The 16893-nt window shown below is 55.7% G+C and carries 12 protein-coding genes and 1 pseudogene; 6 read left to right on the top strand and 7 right to left on the bottom strand.

All coding sequences use genetic code 11. The features are described from left to right. Positions 1-11: 11 nt before the first annotated feature. Positions 12-1214: a CaiB/BaiF CoA transferase family protein gene (locus ACTL32_RS04830; RefSeq protein WP_441340392.1), complete on the bottom strand. Its 1203-nt coding sequence runs from the start codon at positions 1212-1214 to the stop codon at positions 12-14. Positions 1215-1364: 150 nt separating this feature from the next. Then, positions 1365-2176 (bottom strand): annotated as a pseudogene (gene fdhD / locus ACTL32_RS04825) (formate dehydrogenase accessory sulfurtransferase FdhD). Between the two features lie 241 nt (positions 2177-2417). Here fdhD and fdhF point away from each other — a divergent pair. After that, positions 2418-5354 carry a formate dehydrogenase subunit alpha gene (gene fdhF / locus ACTL32_RS04820; protein WP_441340391.1) on the top strand — a complete coding sequence of 979 codons (2937 nt, stop codon included), beginning with the start codon at positions 2418-2420 and terminating at the stop codon, positions 5352-5354. 6 nt (positions 5355-5360) lie between these two features. Next, complete coding sequence (locus ACTL32_RS04815; RefSeq protein ID WP_441340390.1) at positions 5361-5843, top strand: DUF1641 domain-containing protein; 483 nt, start codon at positions 5361-5363, stop codon at positions 5841-5843. 93 nt (positions 5844-5936) lie between these two features. On the opposite strand, the gene ACTL32_RS04810 is transcribed toward ACTL32_RS04815, so the two are convergent. The 5 genes from ACTL32_RS04810 to ACTL32_RS04790 form a co-directional block, all read right to left on the bottom strand. Beyond that, a complete protein-coding gene (locus ACTL32_RS04810) occupies positions 5937-6905 on the bottom strand; it encodes an aldo/keto reductase (protein ID WP_441340389.1) in 969 nt (322 codons plus the stop codon). Positions 6906-7418: 513 nt separating this feature from the next. After that, the gene (locus tag ACTL32_RS04805) at positions 7419-8612 is read right to left on the bottom strand and encodes an ankyrin repeat domain-containing protein (protein WP_441340388.1); all 1194 of its coding nucleotides are present in this window, start codon (positions 8610-8612) and stop codon (positions 7419-7421) included. A 1-nt stretch (position 8613) separates the two neighbouring features. Next, positions 8614-9834: an amidohydrolase family protein gene (locus tag ACTL32_RS04800; protein WP_441340387.1), complete on the bottom strand. Its 1221-nt coding sequence runs from the start codon at positions 9832-9834 to the stop codon at positions 8614-8616. 23 nt (positions 9835-9857) lie between these two features. Continuing rightward, the gene (locus ACTL32_RS04795) at positions 9858-11084 is read right to left on the bottom strand and encodes an amidohydrolase family protein (RefSeq protein ID WP_441340386.1); all 1227 of its coding nucleotides are present in this window, start codon (positions 11082-11084) and stop codon (positions 9858-9860) included. Between the two features lie 65 nt (positions 11085-11149). Beyond that, complete coding sequence (locus ACTL32_RS04790) at positions 11150-12718, bottom strand: glutathione ABC transporter substrate-binding protein (RefSeq protein ID WP_441340385.1); 1569 nt, start codon at positions 12716-12718, stop codon at positions 11150-11152. Positions 12719-12982: 264 nt separating this feature from the next. Between ACTL32_RS04790 and ACTL32_RS04785 the strand changes: the two genes are divergently transcribed. Genes ACTL32_RS04785 through ACTL32_RS04770 form a run of 4 tightly spaced genes read left to right on the top strand, consistent with a single transcriptional unit; the run spans position 12983 to position 16892 of the window. Next, positions 12983-13885: an ABC transporter permease gene (locus ACTL32_RS04785; protein ID WP_204891563.1), complete on the top strand. Its 903-nt coding sequence runs from the start codon at positions 12983-12985 to the stop codon at positions 13883-13885. A gap of 27 nt (positions 13886-13912) precedes the next feature. Further along, complete coding sequence (gene nikB, locus ACTL32_RS04780; protein ID WP_204891564.1) at positions 13913-14833, top strand: nickel ABC transporter permease; 921 nt, start codon at positions 13913-13915, stop codon at positions 14831-14833. A 14-nt stretch (positions 14834-14847) separates the two neighbouring features. Further along, the gene (locus ACTL32_RS04775; RefSeq protein WP_441340384.1) at positions 14848-15867 is read left to right on the top strand and encodes an ABC transporter ATP-binding protein; all 1020 of its coding nucleotides are present in this window, start codon (positions 14848-14850) and stop codon (positions 15865-15867) included. After that, entirely contained in the window at positions 15867-16892 is a 1026-nt protein-coding gene (locus ACTL32_RS04770) for an ABC transporter ATP-binding protein (RefSeq protein WP_441340383.1), read from the top strand. The genes ACTL32_RS04775 and ACTL32_RS04770 overlap by 1 nt, the downstream gene beginning before the upstream one ends. Position 16893 lies beyond the last annotated feature (1 nt).

The raw sequence follows: 16893 nt of genomic DNA, 5'->3' as shown, positions 1-16893 counted from the left end.
GGCCCCTCCCTTTAAATAATGCCGTCCTTTTTCAACGCTTCGATTTCGCTGTCACTGAGCCCGAGCCCGCCGTACACTTCCCGGTTGGAAGAGCCGAGCTCAAGGCCTGCATGGCGGATCTCCCCCGGCGTGCGGGAAAGCTTCGGCGCCGCATTGAGCATCTTGACGCTGCCGAAATGCGCATCCGGCACTTCGGCGATGTTGCCGCGGTAATTGAAATGCGGATCTTCTACGATGTCTTCGACCGTGTAGACCGGCGCAATCGTCGCATCAAAGCGGATGAACCGCTCCAGCACCTCTTCCTGCGTATAGCCTTTCATCCACTCGGCGATGATCGCTTCGAGCTCATCGGCATGTTCCAGCCGTTTCTGGTTGTTCGCGAACTTCGGATTGGCGATCAGGTCCTCCCGGCCGATCGCCTTGAAGATCCGCTCGACAATCGGCTGGGAGGTACCGGAGATGGCGAGCCATTTCCCGTCTTTTGTTTCGTACAGATTGCGCGGCACCGTCCAGCCTGTGCGGTTGCCTTTGCGCCCCGGGATGACGCCGAGCTGGTCGTATTCCATCACCTGGTTGCCGAGCATTCCCATGAGCGCTTCGTAGATCGGCAAGTCGATGTACTGCCCCCGTCCGTCTTCCGAATGGTCGCGTTCGTACACCGCGACCATCGTGGCATACGCCCCCATGAGCGCCGTCGCGTAATCGGCGAGCGCGAAGCTCGGCAGCACCGGCCCCCGGTCCGGGAAGCCGTTGACTTGCGCGAACCCGGACATCGCTTCGGCGAGCGTGCCGAACCCCGGACGCTCTTTGTACGGCCCGTCTTCGCCGAATCCTGAGACTTTCACGAGAATCAACCCCGGATTGAGCCGGGAAAGCGATTCATAGGTGATGTTCCACTTCTCGAGCGTCTGCGGCCGGAAATTGGTGATGACGATATCCGCTCCTTCGGCGAGCTTATGGAACAGTTCCTGGCCTTTTGGGGTGCTGAAGTTCAGCGTGATGGGCTTTTTATTGCGCGACACGAGCTTCCACTCGAGCGATTCTCCGTCCTTGTGCCGGCCGGCGTTGCGCAGCGGGTCGCCCGCCGGATGCTCGACTTTGATGACGTCCGCTCCGAAGTCACCCAGGTACGTCGCAAGCATCGGCCCTGCGAGCACCGTCGACGCATCGATGACCCGCAGCCCTTCAAGCGGCAGTTTTCGATTTTCTTCCATTCAAACAGCTCCTCCGAATGCTTCTGAAAACGTTTTCAGAATTTTCTACCATCATACAGTTTCTAAGGAGGAATGTAAATACTTTGGATACAAAATCCAAATACACCCGGCAGCGGAATCCTCTCGGACTTCCGTCGCCGGGTGCAGGGGTTATTTTTTATTCTGTTCCACGATCCGCTCGGGATGGGTATACAGGTTGAACGATTCGCCCCGCACAAAGCCGACCGCGGTGATGCCGAGCTCTTCTGCGAGCTCCAGCGCGAGTTCCGTGGGCGCGGATTTCGACAGGATGACGGCGCAGCCGATCTTCGCAACTTTCAGCAGGATTTCCGAGGAGATGCGGCCGCTGAAGGCGATGACCTTGTCGCGCACATCGATGTCGTTTCGGAGGCAATGGCCGTAGATCTTATCGAGCGCATTGTGCCGGCCGATGTCCATGCGCGGCAGGAAAAAGCCATCGGCGCTGCAAAGCGCAGCATTGTGGACCCCGCCGGTTTTCCGGAATGTCTCCGCGCTCTCTTCCAGCTGCCGCATCAGGGAAAAACAGCCTTCCGGCGTCAGCGTGGTCCGGACGCCTTCCATTCCATCCCTTTGACGGTCAGCGCGTCATGGGCAAACACGAAGCCTTGCCGGCTCATCCCGCAGCACGAAGAGATAAAGCGCTTGTTCTGCAGGTTTTCAAAAAACGGGTGGACTTTGTCCGCTTCAACCCGGACGATGCCCTTTTCGCTGTCGACGCGGATGTCCCAGATGTTTTTCGGATTCGGGATGATGCCTTCGGACGCCAGAAAGCCGACCGCCATGTCCTTGATGAACTCCGGCGTGCAGACGATCGTGATAAATTCGCGTCCATTGATATAGATGATGACGGGCTGTTCGGTGACGACCCTTTCCTCCCGTTCCGAGAACGCTCCCTTTTCGTAGCGGAGCACTTTCCGGGCGGTCTGCTGTTTGTTCTCCATAACCCTTCTCCTTTATGACGCCGCCATTAGTTTGACTATTCCGTAAATTCATTGTAGCGCTCTGCTAAATTGATTATAATACAATCATAACGGGAATGGGCTGTGAAAGGAATGGCGCCGGTTTTTTCGGCAAGCCGGATAAAAGCGTTCGTTCTTTATCAATTGCTCCAGCCGCTCCGTGAAGTGAAACCAGAAATCATCCATTGCCCCAATCAGCCATGATGAAAAAGGAGGTGCCGGCATGCCGGTCAAGATAAACGGTTCGTTTTATGAGTTCGAGGAAGGGCAGACGATTCTCCAGGTGGCCAATGCACACGGGATTGCGCATCCGCAGATCTGCTATTTGCCGGAAGTCGATCCGATTGAAACCTGCGACACGTGCATCGCGGAAGTGGACGGGCGGCTCGTACGGACCTGTTCGATGAAAGCCATCGATGGGATGGACATCCGCCTCGCTTCCCCGCGAGCGAAAGAAGCGCAGACGGAAGCGATGGACCGGATCCTCGAGAATCATCTATTGTACTGCACGGTCTGCGACAATAACAACGGCAACTGCAAGGTCCACAACACCGTGGACATGATGGAGATCGAGCACCAGAAATATCCGTTCGAGCCGAAATGTTCAACGGATGCCGTCGATTTCACCAATCCGTTCTACCGCTACGACCCGAACCAGTGCATCGCCTGCGGGCAATGCGTCGAAGCGTGCCAGAACCTGCAGGTCAATGAAACCTTGTCGATGGACTGGGAACGGGACCGCCCGATTGTGCTGTGGGACGGCGGCGCGAAGATCAACGATTCGTCCTGCGTCAGCTGCGGCCACTGCGTCACGGTTTGCCCGTGCAATGCCCTCATGGAAAATTCCATGCTCGGCGAAGCCGGCTTCATGACCAGCCTGAAAGATGACATCCTGACGCCGATGATCGACTTGGTGAAAGATGTCGAACCGGGCTACAGCGGCATCCTCGCAATTTCCGACGCGGAAGCGGCGATGCGCGAGACCCGGACGAAAAAGACCAAGACAGTGTGCACGTTCTGCGGCGTCGGCTGCTCGTTCGAAGTATGGACGAAAGACCGGAAGATCCTGAAGATCCAGCCGGTCTCGGAAGCGCCGGCGAACGCCATTTCGACATGCGTCAAAGGGAAATTCGGCTGGGATTTCGTCAACAGCGAAGAACGGCTGACCACGCCGCTCATCCGCCGCGGCGATGAATTCATCGAAGCTTCCTGGGAAGATGCGCTCGACCTGGTCGCCCTGCGCCTCGGGGAGATCCGCCGGGAACACGGCAAGGACGGCGTCGGCATCATCTCGTCTTCGAAGATCACCAACGAGGACAATTACGTCATCCAAAAGCTTACGCGCCAAGTGTTCGAATCGAACAACGTCGACAATTGCTCGCGCTATTGCCAGACGCCAGCGACGGACGGCCTGTTCCGCACTGTCGGCATGGGCGGCGATGCGGGCACCATCCAAGACATCGCAAGCGCCGGGCTCGTCATCATCGTCGGCGCCAATCCGGCCGAAGGGCATCCGGTCCTTGCGACACGCGTCAAGCGGGCGCATAAGCTGCACGGCCAGAAGCTGATCGTCGCCGATTTGCGGAAAAACGAGATGGCCGAACGCGCCGACATCTTCATCCGCCCGAAACAGGGCACGGACCAGGTGTGGCTGATGGCCGTCACCAAATACCTGATCGACCAGGGCTGGCACGACCAGCGCTTTATCGATGAGAATGTCCACCATTTCGGGGAGTTCAAAGAAGTGCTCGGAAAATACACGCTTGACTATGCCCAACAAGAAACCGGGCTTTCGCAGGAAACACTCATCGCGATTGCCGAAGCCATCCGCGATGCGGACGGCACATGCATCCTATGGGGCATGGGCGTGACGCAGAACACCGGCGGTTCGGATACGTCCGCCGCCATCTCGAATCTGCTGCTGGCGACCGGCAATTACCGCCGCCCGGGCGCCGGGGCCTATCCGCTCCGCGGGCACAACAACGTGCAGGGCGCCTGCGACATGGGCTCCCTCCCTGCCTGGCTGCCGGGCTATCAGCACGTCTCCGACGACGCGGCGCGTTCGAAGTTCGAACAGGCCTACGGCGTCAAGATCTCAGACAAACCGGGCTTCGACAACGTGTCGATGCTGCGGGCCGTCGACGAAGGCATCATGAAGGCGATGTATGTCGTCGGCGAAGACATGGCGCTTGTCGACTCCAATTCGAACCATGTCGACGAAGTCCTGTCGAAACTGGATTTTTTCGTGGTGCAGGACATCTTCTTCTCCCGCACGGCGCAATACGCCGATGTCATCCTGCCGGCGGTGCCATCGCTTGAAAAAGAAGGCACGTTCACCAATACGGAGCGCCGCGTGCAGCGGCTTTACCAGGCGCTGCCGGAACTTGGAGGGGCGAAGCCCGACTGGTGGATCGTCCAGGAAATCGCAAAGCGCCTCGGCGCCGATTGGGATTACAGCCACCCGGGCGAGATCTTCGCCGAAATGGCCAGCCTGACGCCGCTGTTTGCTCAAGCGGACTACGAATCACTCGAAGGCTGGAACAGCTTCCTATGGGGCAGCCTCGACGGATCGAGCACCCCGCTGCTGTATGCCGACGGCTTTAATTTCGATGACAAGAAAGCGCGTTTTGCGCTGTCCGACTGGGTCGAGCCGGTGAAATTCCCGGATGAATTCGATTTGCACATCAACAACGGGCGCATGCTCGAACATTTCCACGAAGGCAACTTGACAGACCGCTCTAGCGGCATCCACGAGAAGGTGCCGGAGAATTTCGTCGAAGTGTCGCCGGAACTCGCAGAGGCGCGGGACCTCCGAAACGGTTCGGTCGTCCGGCTCGTTTCTCCTTACGGCGCCGTGAAAGTGCCGGTGGTCGTGACCGGCAGGGTCCAGGGCAACGAGCTGTTCCTGCCGATGCATTCGGTGAAAAAGGAACGCGCTATCAATTTCCTGACCGGACCCGCGACCGACCAGCGGACCAACACGCCGGCCTTCAAGCAGACGATGGTGCGGATGGAAGTGCTGCAGAAAGACGGCCACGATCCACTGCCGAAGACGAACCACCGCACTAAACGGCGCCACCCGACACGGGGCGTGGAAGTCGAACGCAAATGGCAGCGACCGGACCATGTGCCGCTGACCGACCAACCGGAAGAAAGGTGATGTGCTTTGGCGACACCGATTACACGAATCCATAAAAAGCAGCTGACGCCCGCGGAACTCAAGCTCCAGCGGCTCTTTGAACTCGAAACCCAAGTAGCCGAGCAGCAGCAGGCGCTCCACAAGCTACTCGAAATCACCGGCGAACTGGACAAGGCCGGCATCCTGGATGCCGTGAATGCGATGGTCAAGGCGCGGGAAAACCTGACCGAAATTGCGGTCCACCAGGCCGCGCGCGAACCTGTGACGACGCTCATCAACAATGTAATGAACGCAGCGGGCGCCTTGACGTCGATTGACCCAGGCACGACCGCGAAGCTCGCAGCGGGAGTCCAAGGCGGCTTCCACGAAGCGGAAAAGGCACAGGCAGCCCGCCGGAAAATCGGTCCGTTGGGCCTGTGGAAAGCGCTGCGCGATCCGGACGTCAACCGCTCGATCCGTTTCGGGTTGAACTTCCTGAAAGGGATGGGAAAAGAACTAGGGCAGAAATAGAACACTCCCCAAACGGCAGGGTCCACGAATAAAACATCTCAAAAAAGCACGCCTGACGCAATTGTCAGGCGTGCTTTTTGAATGGCGTTGCTCCTATACCTCTTCCGTGCGGTCCGTTGCCGGCGGCGGCGCGGTCGACAGGCCGGAGATTTCATTGCGCCATTCCGGCGTCATGTCGATGTCTAGCGCAGCAAGTGACGGCTCCAGCTGCTCCAGGTTCCGGGCGCCAATGATCGGCGCCGTGACAGCCGGATGGGTCATCGCCCAGGCGACAGCAAGCGATGCCGGATGATGGCCTTGCTCCTCGGCATATTGTGTGAAGCGGTCGGCCGTTTCGAAATAGGTTTTATCGCCGTAGCGCTTTTCGTAGTTTTTTTGCTCAACGAGGCGGCCTTGCGCCGGTTTCTGTCCGCCTGCATATTTCCCGGTCAGCAGGCCGCCGCCAAGCGGGCTGTAGGTGATGACGCCCATCTGTTCAGCTGCGGCAAGCGGCAGGATTTCCACTTCCGCCTGGCGCTTCACGAGGTTGTACATCGGCTGGATGCATTCGAAACGCGCGAGGCTCTCACGGTAGGAAATGCCGAGCGACGTCGCGATCTGCCAGGCGGCCCAATTGCTGACGCCCGGATAGAGGATTTTGCCCTGGCGCTGCAGGTCGTCCATCGCCCGCAGCGTCTCCTCGATCGGCGTATCCGGATCGAAGGCGTGGACAAAATAGAATTCGATGCGGTCCGTGTTCAGCCGCTTCAGGCTGTTCTCCACTTCCCGCATGATGTGGCGGCGCGAAAGGCCGCGGTCGTTGACTCCGGGACCCATTTTTCCGTTCACCTTTGTCGTCAGTACCAGGTCATCCCGGCTGTCCGCGATGCACCAGCCCAGGATCTCTTCCGACTCGCCTTTGTTGTAGACATTGGCGCAGTCGAAGAAATTGATGCCCGCTTCCCGGCAGCGGTTGAACATCGCCCGCGACGTTTCCGCATCGGCATTGCCCCCGAATGACATCGTCCCGAAGCAAAGGCTCGATACTTTGATGCCCGTTTTCCCAATTGTACGGTAATCCATTGCGCTTCCTCCTTTTATGTACCCAATCGCCTTTCCGTGGCCCAGCAGCAAAACAGGATGTACGTCCATTATTGCGAAGTTCGGTTGTCCAGTCAAACAATTATCTGACTATTCCGGTTTATCGAACTGTAATTTTATCTCTGTTATGTTTCTTAAATACAGAAAAAGCAGCCTTTGAAGGCTGCTCAGACTATAGACAAAGTCGAATTAAGATGAATAGAGATGTATCAGCCTGACCGGGCTGGCCACTTCGCTTTCCGTGGGCTCGGCTTCAGTCTCCTCGTCACTGAAAAACCATGTTCCTGCATCGGTTTTGCCTGCGGGATAGCGAAGTCCCGAAATCCACTCGGACGCCAGTCCGAGTTAGTTCGGCGCGAGCCCGCGGAAAGCGTCCGCCTGTAGTGGAGGATTTGGGATAGCTTCTCCTAAATGTATGTCTATCTTTTAAGTGAAATATAATACTCTTTTGTCTACAAGCTCCGCAGCCCTTGAAGGCTGCTTCCTGTTCGGGTGTTAACCCATATTCGCTTGACCCTGCCGGTTTTTCCCGAGCAATTCGATTGAGCGGCTTTTATGTTCGCTGAAAAGGTCATTGCCGGGATCGATTGCGATGGCTTCTTCCATTGCCCGGACCGCTTCCTCGTGCTTTCCAAGGGAGCGGAGGCTGTTCGCTTTATGGAACAGGAAATCCGGACGGCCCGGCAATCTGCTTAGCAGTTCGTCCATTGTGGCGACTGCTTCCGCGTGTCTCCCAAGTTCACGCAAGTAGTTGGATTTATGATAAAGAAAAAAAGTGGAGTGCGGATTTTCTTCGCTTCCCTGGTCGAACGCTTCCAGCGCCTCTTCGGGCCGGTCCATCAGACGGAAACAGTTTGCTAGGCAGAAGTGGAATTCACTTCCGGCGCCAGATAGCTGCATTTCTTTCTGGTAGGCAGTCACCGCCTCTTCATAGCATTTTTCCTCCTGCAGCAGCAACCCGGCCCAGAAATGGAGTGACATCCCGTCATCCACTCCTTCAGCAACTGCCTTTTCGATGATTTTTAAAGCCTCTTCATAGCGGCCTTCCTTATAGAGGGCAAGCAGTTCAGTTTCCAGACACGCATTTTCCGTTCCCATATTTTCTAAGAGTTCGACGATTCGTTGCTGGCCAAGGAGACGGGCATGTTCAAGAGGGGACAACCCCTGACGGTCCTTAATGTGAATATCTGCACCTCCTTCAAGCAGAAGGCGGATCACCAATCCATAAAGAAAGCCGCCATCGCCGAGAATCACCGCTTCGTGCAAAGCCGTCCATCCGAGTCTATTGGCGTGGTTCACCGGCACACCTGCCTTCACGCCGTACTGGACCGTTTTGGCATATCCCTTTTCGCTTGAAGGCAGCAGCGCCGTTCCACCGAAGCGGTTGACGCTGGTGACGTCTGCTCCGTATTCTGCCATCCCTTTCAAAAGATCGGCATAGCCATGTGCTCCTGCGGCGATGAACGGGCTCAAACCGTTCCGGTCCTTGGCATCCGGATCGCTCCCTGCCAACAGGAGCATCTCCGCTGCCTCCAGGCGGTTGGACAGGACTGCAGCCATCAGCGCCGTTTGCCCGAATTCATTCTGGTAATGGACGTTGGCGCTTCGCCCTAGAAGTTCCCTTACTTTCTCCGGATCTCCCAAGGCGCTCGCCAGCACGAGAAAGTCATCGGCTACATGCGCTTCCATCTTACAGGCCTCCATAGACCAGACGGCCTTGGAACATGACGGCTTTCCGCTCCGGCGTCCGCGCGACCGCTTCGGCAGAACAGGATGCTTCCACAAAGACGAAATCGGCATCGTCGCCTATTTTTGGCCACAGCATTTCCCCTTCATCCGAAAGCGGAACGATTCCGCCCGTTGCGAATTTCAGCGAATTCGCCAAACCGCGTTCATCGCTTTTCCGGTAAAGTTCACTGTAACGTGAGACTTTTTCCAGGAGATCTCCTGTTCCGTAAGGCGACCAGGAATCGTAGAATCCGTCGCAGCCGAAGTGGACCTTCACGCCGCGCTGATCCAGCAGCTCAATCGGCGGCATCGTTTTGGTGATGGGCACAGTGGACATGATCGCCACGCCCGTTTCCGCCAGTTCAGCCGCAATTTTCTCCTGCTGGGCAATCGCCACTTCGCCGAGGCTGAACGCGTGGCTGACGGCAACCCGGTTCTGCCAACCCGCCTCTCGCACCAGACCGGCCAATTTTTCAACTGTGTAGAATCCGACATTCCCGCTGTCGTGCAGATGGATGTCCACATCGGCGTCGAATTCTGTCGCCATTTCCATCATGGCATCCAGTGATTTCTCAATATTCCGGTCGATGCCGGCAGGATCGAGCCCTCCGACCATCGTCGCGCCCGAACGCATCGCTTCTTTCATCAGTTCCGGGACGCCGCCGTTCAGCAAGCCGTGCTGCGGGAAAGCGACGATATCATACGTCAATTGATCCCTATGGGCTTCGAGGGCGGACCGTATGCCTTCCAAGTTTTTCAGTCCGATATACGGGTCGATGTTGACGTGCGTCCGGATGTGGGTCGCCCCTTTTGACTGGAGCAGCCCGATCATCGCCGAAGCCCGCTGTTCAGCCGTTTCGGCCAAATCATTCAATTCCGCCGCTTCAAGCTCCAGTCGCTGCTTCAGATTAAAGGCCGGCTGGCAGGCTTTCCAGTCGAGCGAAAGATACGTCTTATCCAAGTGGTTGTGCATTTCCTTGAACGAAGGCAGGACCAGCAGCCCTTTGGCGTCCATGGTCTTTTCGTCCGCTTCCACGGGTTCGCCTGCCGGCTGTATCCAGCTGATTTTTCCGTCTTCGATCTTCAGATCGTAAAGTGCCGTGCGGGTCTCCACGGAACCGTTGCCGCCAGGCTCCAGCCCCGCTTCCAAAAATACGTTTTTCAGCCATACCGATGTCTTCATAAGAGTTCCTCCCTTCTTTCTCTTCACTGCAGTTGAAGCAGCTTGTTTCGGATTTCGTTGCCGTTGAAAAACACCGCTTTGATGTCCGCTCTTCTCGCAATCGCCTCTGCTGTACAGCTCGCGTCAACCAGCATCATGGATGCCGCATCCCCGGCCATCGGCCAAACTCTTTGTCCGCTTTCATCAAGCGGCGTCACGCCGCCCGTTGCATATTTCAGCAAACGGTTCAGTGAAAATTCATCGATGGTTTTAAACCGCTCCGCCAGCACGCCCAGTTTCCGGATGGTGTTCCCTGTTCCGAACGGCGACCAGTGGTCGGTGATGCTGTCATGGCCGAGCGAGACGCCGATTCCGGCCCGGTCGATTTCCACCACCGGAATCGTCGGACGGTTGATCGGGATGGTGGTCGTCACATCAATCCGTTGCTCCCGCAGTTCTGCAAGCATCGAGGACAAGGCGTCCCCTTCCAAATCGCCGAGCGCCATCGCATGGCTGATGGTCACGCGGCCCTGCATGCCAGCCTGTGCCGTGTAGTCGGCAAGCCGGCTGAATGTGAAGGCGCCGAGTGTATCGGGATCATGGAGGTGGAGGTCGATGCCTTTATCATGTTCCGCCGCGATATCGAAGACGGCCGACAGCGACCGCTCGATGTGGCGGTCGACCGTTGCCGGATCTACCCCGCCGACCAGCGTCGCCCCGTTCTTCATCGCCTCCCGCACCAGCCATACGGAATCGCTCCGCAACAGCCCGTGCTGGGGGAAAGCGACGATGTCATAAGTGATGGCATCTTTGTAATTCTCCAGTGCCCGAACGGTCGCTTCCAGGTTTTTCAGTCCGATGACCGGATCGATGTTGCAGTGTGTGCGGATATGGGTGTGCCCGTTGCGGATCAGCAGCTCAATCATGTTCTCCGCCCGCTCCTGGGCGGTCGGCAGCAGTTTCGGCAAGAGCGCTTTTTCTTCTTCGAGGCGTGTAAAAATTCCTTTGGTCAGCGGGGTGCAGGCTTTCCACGGTCCGCTGTAATAGGTCTTGTCGATGTGGATATGCATTTCCCGCATCGAAGGCAGCAGGAGTGCGCCGCCTGCATCGTATTGCGCAAAAGCGCCTGTTGGCAATTTTCCCGAAATGGACTTGATCTTGCCGCCTTCGATTTCCAGGTGCACGATTTCCGTTTCGGTTCCTGTGATGCGATTGCCGTCTTTCTTGAATCCTTTTTCCAGCCGGACATTGGTGATCCATCGGTTCTCCATGTTCTTCCCTCCAGTGAAAAACAGAAAAAGCACCAGGGGGCAGCACTTTTTCTGTTTTCTGTTTGTTATTCAGCTATTTCGACTTCATCGATCATCAAGTAGTTTGCAGCGTTCAGCCAATAGCCGCTGACGCTTTTATTGTGTGCTGCGATGTGTTCGTAATTGCGGATCGGCACGTAGACTGCTTCATCAAGCTCGATCTGTGCAACTTCTTCATAAATCTCCAAGCGCTTGTTTTCGTCCGTTTCTTCACGCGCCGCTTCAATCAATTTGTCCGCTTCCGGATTGCTGTAATAGAACGAGTTGCCAGCCGGTCCGTGGGATGCCGTATGGAAAAGGTTGTACTGGTTATAGTCGCCGTCTCCGGTTGCATTGCCCCAGCCGCTGATGTACATCTGGTGTTCTCCGCTATTCGTCATTTCGATGAATGTTCCATATTCCACGACCTGGATTTCCACTTCGACGCCAATGCCCTTCAATTGCGACTGGATGACTTCCGCCATATTGATGCGTTCTTTCCGGTCGCTGGTCAGCAAGGAAATCTTCAGGTTTTCAGCGCCTGCCTCTTTCAGCAGTTTTTTCGCTTCGTTCAAATCGTACTCTGCCGGCTTGCTGTTTTCACTGTGGCCGAAGACTTTCGGGCTCATGGCCGAGTTGGCCAATGTTCCGACATTGTTATAGACGCCTGAGATGATCGATTCGCGTTCGATGGCGTGGCTGATCGCTTTGCGCACGCGTTCATCGTCCAGCGGTGCTTTTTGGGTGTTGAAGCCGAGGAACTCCACTGCCAGCCCTTCCGTACGGGTAAGGGCCATGGTTTCAGAAGCTTCGATGCGCTCGATTTCTGTGACCGGCACTTGGTCATTGATGTGTGCCTCCCCGGTTTCGATCATTGCCAGCCTTGTGGCATCTTCCGGAACCACTTTAAAGACGACGCGGTCGATGGATGGCTTTTCGCCCCAGTATTCTTCATTTTTTGTCAACGAGATTTCCTGTCCGCTCTTCCAGCTTTCAAAGACGAACGGTCCGGTACCCACCGGTTTTTCTTTCAGGGATTCCGGGTTTTCCGCTAACGCCTTCGGGCTGATGATGCTTCCTTCCTGGCTCGCCAGGATGGACAAAAGCGGTGCGTACGGGTATTCCAACAGCAATTGGACAGTTGTCGGATCAATCACTTTCACTTCTTTGATCATGGAGAACTTTTCGCGCTGCGGAGAAGCTGTTGCAGGATCCAGCAGACGGTCGAATGTCGCTTTGACCGCTTCTGCATCAAACGGCGCGCCGTCATGGAACGTGATGCCTTCGTTCAACTTGAATTCCCATGTCGTATCGTCAATCACTTTCCATTCTTTCGCGAGCGATGGCTGCAGGACGAAATCTTTGTCCGGCTTCACCAAGCCTTCATAGACTTTCTGGTAATTGATGTTTGCTGACGGGATGTCGGTGATGAAATGCGGATCCAAGTTGGTGGCATCCGAAAGCCGCACGACGTTCAGCGTCCCTCCTGTCGAATTTTCCTTGGCAGTTGCTTCTTTGTCGCCGGACTGTGCTGAGTTGGTGGAGCAGGCTGCCAAAAGCAGGCTGAACACCACCATGAATGCCAACGCAATGTGCTTAACGCTTTTTCTCTTCATAATGAATCCCTCTTTCTCCTTGTGATTTTTCTTGCGCTGCATATGGGCAGTGAAAATCTCTTTGGTGAGCTCATCCCTAATGATAAGAGAATAGACAGAAGATTATTTACACTATCTTTACAAATAATTTCACTATTTCGACTACTATGCCCAATTGCATTTACTTTCCTTGAGATTCTGATAATTTGAAATAAATCGCCCTGCACCTTAAGGACTCGCAGACGCTTTTCGTTCCAAAAAAATAATCCGTTATGGAGGGGTATTATGGCAATCGAATTGAATAAGGAAAAACCGCTAATCGTCACCCAGACACTCGACCACCCGAAGCAATCGGTCTTCGGCAGCTTCTTCTCCGTTTTCCTTGAGAACAAAGCTGCAGTAGTAGGAGGCCTCATCATTCTCTTCTATATCTTTATCGCGGTTTTCGCACCTGTCCTTGCGCCTTACCATCCGCATGACATCAACCTGGAGAATAAACTCATGCCGCCGTCCACGGAACACTGGATGGGCACCGATGACAAAGGAAGAGATATCCTGAGCCGGATTCTCTACGGATCCAGATTATCGATGGGAGTCGGTTTTGCCGCCGTCATCTTCGGCGCTTTCTTCGGCATCACTCTCGGGCTGATTGCCGGCTATTACGGCAAATGGATCGATTCCATCATCATGCGGTGTATGGATGTCCTTCTGGCTTTCCCGGGAATCCTGCTTGCCCTTGCCATCGTCAGTGCGCTCGGGCCGAGCCTGATCAACGTGACAATTGCAGTCGGCGCGTTTTCAGTCCCTTTGTTCGCCCGCATCGTCAGGGGTTCGACGCTCGAAGTGAAGCAGCTGGAATATATCGATGCCATCCGTTCGCTCGGCGCAAAAGACGGCACCATCATTTTCAAGCACATCCTTCCGAATATCATGTCGCCGATCATTGTACAAGGCACCTTGCGGGTAGCCACTGCCATCTTATCGGCGGCCGGCCTTTCCTTCCTTGGACTGGGCGCCCAGCCGCCTTCTTCCGAATGGGGCACGATGCTCAGCAGCGGACGCGACTTCCTGTTCTCGGCTCCTTACATCGCCATTTTCCCAGGGCTTGCCATCGCGTTTCTGGTCCTTGGGTTCAACATCTTCGGCGACGGCTTGCGGGACGCTTTCGACCCGCGCATGAAAAAATAAACCAGGAAATTAAGAGGAGGTTTTACCATGCTAATGTTCATTCTCCGCCGGCTTGTCCAAACCGTCCCCGTCATCTTCGGGGTCACCATCGTCGTATTCATCATCATGCAGCTGGTTCCCGGCGATCCGGCCGTCCTGTTGGCAGGTGAAGGCGCAACAAAAGAAACGATTGAAGCACTCCGGGTGCAGCTCGGGCTGAATCAGCCGCTTTACGTCCAATACGTGGAATACGTCTCCAACATCTTCAGAGGAGATTTTGGAACTTCGCTGAAGAACAATCAGCCCGTGCTGGATGAAATTCTGCTGCGCCTGCCGATCACGCTTGAATTGGCCATCTTCAGCACCATGATCACGATTGTCCTGGGCATGGCTGCCGGCATCATCTCGGCTGTAAAACCCTACTCGATCACCGATACCGTTGTCATGGTCATCGCCCTTCTCGGGATTTCCTTGCCAAGCTTCTGGTTCGGCTTGATGCTGATGTACGGATTCTCCGTCAAACTTCAGATTTTCCCGGTAGCAGGCTGGGACAGCATCGCCCACATTGTCTTGCCCGCCTTCACACTGGGTGCCGGCGGTGCAGCAATTGTCGCCCGCATGACCCGCTCCAGCATGCTCGAAGTCATCCGGCAGGACTATATCCGCACCGCAAGGGCAAAAGGCGTGAAAGAACGCGTCATCGTTTACAAGCACGCTCTCCGCAACGCGCTGATCCCGGTCATTACAGTGGTTGGCCTCCAGTTCGGGGCGCTGCTCGGCGGCACGGTGCTCGTCGAATCGATCTTTGCCATCAACGGCCTTGGCCGCATGATCGTCGATTCGATCCGGATGCGCGATCTGCCGATGGTCCAAGGCGGCGTATTGGTCGCCTCCCTCGTCTTCGTAGCTGTCAACTTACTGGTGGATATTCTGTACAGATTCTTCAATAAACGGATCGAACTAAACTAAAAGGCGGTGCCACTATGGCTGGACAAAACGAAACGATCTTGGAAGTCAAAGATCTGAAAACCTACTTCTATACAAAGCGCGGCGTCAGCAAGGCGGTCGACGGAATCGACTTCTCACTTAGAAAAGGGGAAACGCTCGGCATTGTCGGCGAATCCGGATGCGGCAAGAGCATCACGTCCCTTTCGATTCTGCGGCTCATCCCGACCCCGCCAGGAAAAATCGAAGGCGGCCAAGTGCTGTTCAAGGGCCGGGACCTCGTCTCGCTTCCGGACAACGAAATGCGCAAAATCCGCGGCAATGAAATCTCGATGATTTTCCAGGAACCGATGACATCGCTGAATCCCGTCATCCCGGTAGGCGAACAAATCGCTGAAGCGATCCGCCTCCACCAGAAAATGAACAAAAAAGAAGCACGCGCCAAAGCGGTCGACATGCTGAAGCTGGTCGGCATCCCTTCCCCTGAGAAACGGGCAAAACAGGAACCGTTCCAATTGAGCGGGGGCATGCGCCAGCGCGTCATGATCGCCATGGCCCTTTCATGCAACCCGGAAGTGCTGATCGCCGACGAGCCGACCACCGCATTGGATGTAACCATCCAGGCCCAGATCCTGGAGCTGATCAAAGACCTTCAGGCGAAACTCGGCATGGGCGTCATCATGATCACCCACGACCTTGGCGTCGTCGCTGAAACCTGCAATACAGTAGCCGTCATGTACGCCGGGAATATTGTTGAACATGCACCGACACAGAATTTATTCGACGAGCCGAAGCATCCATATACGCGCGGGTTGCTGGCTTCCCTGCCGAAAATCAATGAAGACAAAGAAGAGCTATACACCATCGAAGGCAGCGTGCCGAGTTCGTACAGCATGCCCCAGGGATGCCGTTTCGCATCCCGCTGCCCGTTCGCCGAAGCGGTCTGCCTGCAGAAACAGCCGGAGCTCCTGGAACAGCCGGACGGCTCGAAAGTCCGCTGCTGGATGTATTCAGATCAATGGACCGGCCCCAAACCACAGGAGGAGGTATTCAGCTGATGAAGACACTCGAAGAAAAAAAGATCCTTTTGGAAGTCTCAAACTTAAAGCAATACTTCTCCGTGAAGAAAGATTCCATTTTCCAGCCAAAAGCATATGTCAAAGCCGTCGACGACATTTCCTTTGTCGTCAATGAAGGCGAAACCCTCAGCATCGTGGGCGAATCCGGCTGCGGAAAATCGACGACCGGTCGCGCGATTCTGAGGCTTGACGACCCAACAGACGGGAAAGTGTTTTATGCCGGAAAGAACATCGTCGATCTGTCGAAAAAAGAAATGCGGGAACTGCGGGGCGACCTGCAAGTCATTTTCCAGGATCCTTTCGCTTCCTTGAATCCGCGGCAGACAATCAAGCAGATTCTCGGAGAGGCGATGACCATCCAGAAATCCGTCGCAAAACCGCTGCAGCGGGACCGGATGATTGAATTGCTGAACCTCGTCGGCCTGCCGGGCGAAGCCTTGGACCGTTACCCCCACGAGTTCAGCGGCGGGCAGCGGCAACGCATCGGGATCGCCCGGGCGCTCGCGGTCGATCCGAAACTGATCATTTGCGACGAAGCGGTTTCAGCGCTTGATGTTTCCATACAGGCTCAGATCCTGAACTTGCTGAAAAAACTGCAGAAGCAGTTCCAGCTGACGTTCCTGTTCATTTCCCACGACTTGAGTGTGGTCCGCTATATCTCTGACCGCGTCATGGTGATGTACCTCGGGAAAATCGTGGAGATCTCGGACAAAAAGGATCTCTTCGATGCACCGATGCACCCGTATACGAAAGCGTTGCTGTCATCGATTCCGGTGCCGAACCCTTCCGTGAAAAACGAGCGGATCCTTTTGAAAGGCGATGTGCCTTCTCCGATCAATCCGCCGAGCGGCTGCCGCTTCCATACGCGCTGCCCATTTGCTACGGACCGGTGCAAAACGGAAGAACCGGCCCTGCGCGAGCTGCGCGAAAACCATTTTGTCAGCTGCCATTACGCTGAGGAGTTGTTCAGTCCGGAGCCCTTGCTTCCCCCCAAAACAAAATAAA

Source organism: Planococcus sp. FY231025, from assembly GCF_052078085.1.
Lineage (GTDB): Bacteria > Bacillota > Bacilli > Bacillales_A > Planococcaceae > Planococcus.
The sequence above is the reverse complement of the archived record's forward strand: the minus strand, read 5'-3'. Positions and strand labels throughout refer to the sequence as shown.

What these genes read in the sequence shown, in the direction of transcription:
- ACTL32_RS04795 (WP_441340386.1), bottom strand. Translation starts at nt 11,084, where the DNA reads ATGGAGAACCGATGGATCACCAATGTCCGGCTGGAAAAAGGATTCAAG.
- ACTL32_RS04785 (WP_204891563.1), top strand. Translation starts at nt 12,983, where the DNA reads ATGGCAATCGAATTGAATAAGGAAAAACCGCTAATCGTCACCCAGACA.
- ACTL32_RS04810 (WP_441340389.1), bottom strand. Translation starts at nt 6,905, where the DNA reads ATGGATTACCGTACAATTGGGAAAACGGGCATCAAAGTATCGAGCCTT.
- ACTL32_RS04805 (WP_441340388.1), bottom strand. Translation starts at nt 8,612, where the DNA reads ATGGAAGCGCATGTAGCCGATGACTTTCTCGTGCTGGCGAGCGCCTTG.
- ACTL32_RS04830 (WP_441340392.1), bottom strand. Translation starts at nt 1,214, where the DNA reads ATGGAAGAAAATCGAAAACTGCCGCTTGAAGGGCTGCGGGTCATCGAT.
- ACTL32_RS04775 (WP_441340384.1), top strand. Translation starts at nt 14,848, where the DNA reads ATGGCTGGACAAAACGAAACGATCTTGGAAGTCAAAGATCTGAAAACC.
- fdhF (WP_441340391.1), top strand. Translation starts at nt 2,418, where the DNA reads ATGCCGGTCAAGATAAACGGTTCGTTTTATGAGTTCGAGGAAGGGCAG.
- ACTL32_RS04770 (WP_441340383.1), top strand. Translation starts at nt 15,867, where the DNA reads ATGAAGACACTCGAAGAAAAAAAGATCCTTTTGGAAGTCTCAAACTTA.
- ACTL32_RS04790 (WP_441340385.1), bottom strand. Translation starts at nt 12,718, where the DNA reads ATGAAGAGAAAAAGCGTTAAGCACATTGCGTTGGCATTCATGGTGGTG.
- nikB (WP_204891564.1), top strand. Translation starts at nt 13,913, where the DNA reads ATGCTAATGTTCATTCTCCGCCGGCTTGTCCAAACCGTCCCCGTCATC.
- ACTL32_RS04800 (WP_441340387.1), bottom strand. Translation starts at nt 9,834, where the DNA reads ATGAAGACATCGGTATGGCTGAAAAACGTATTTTTGGAAGCGGGGCTG.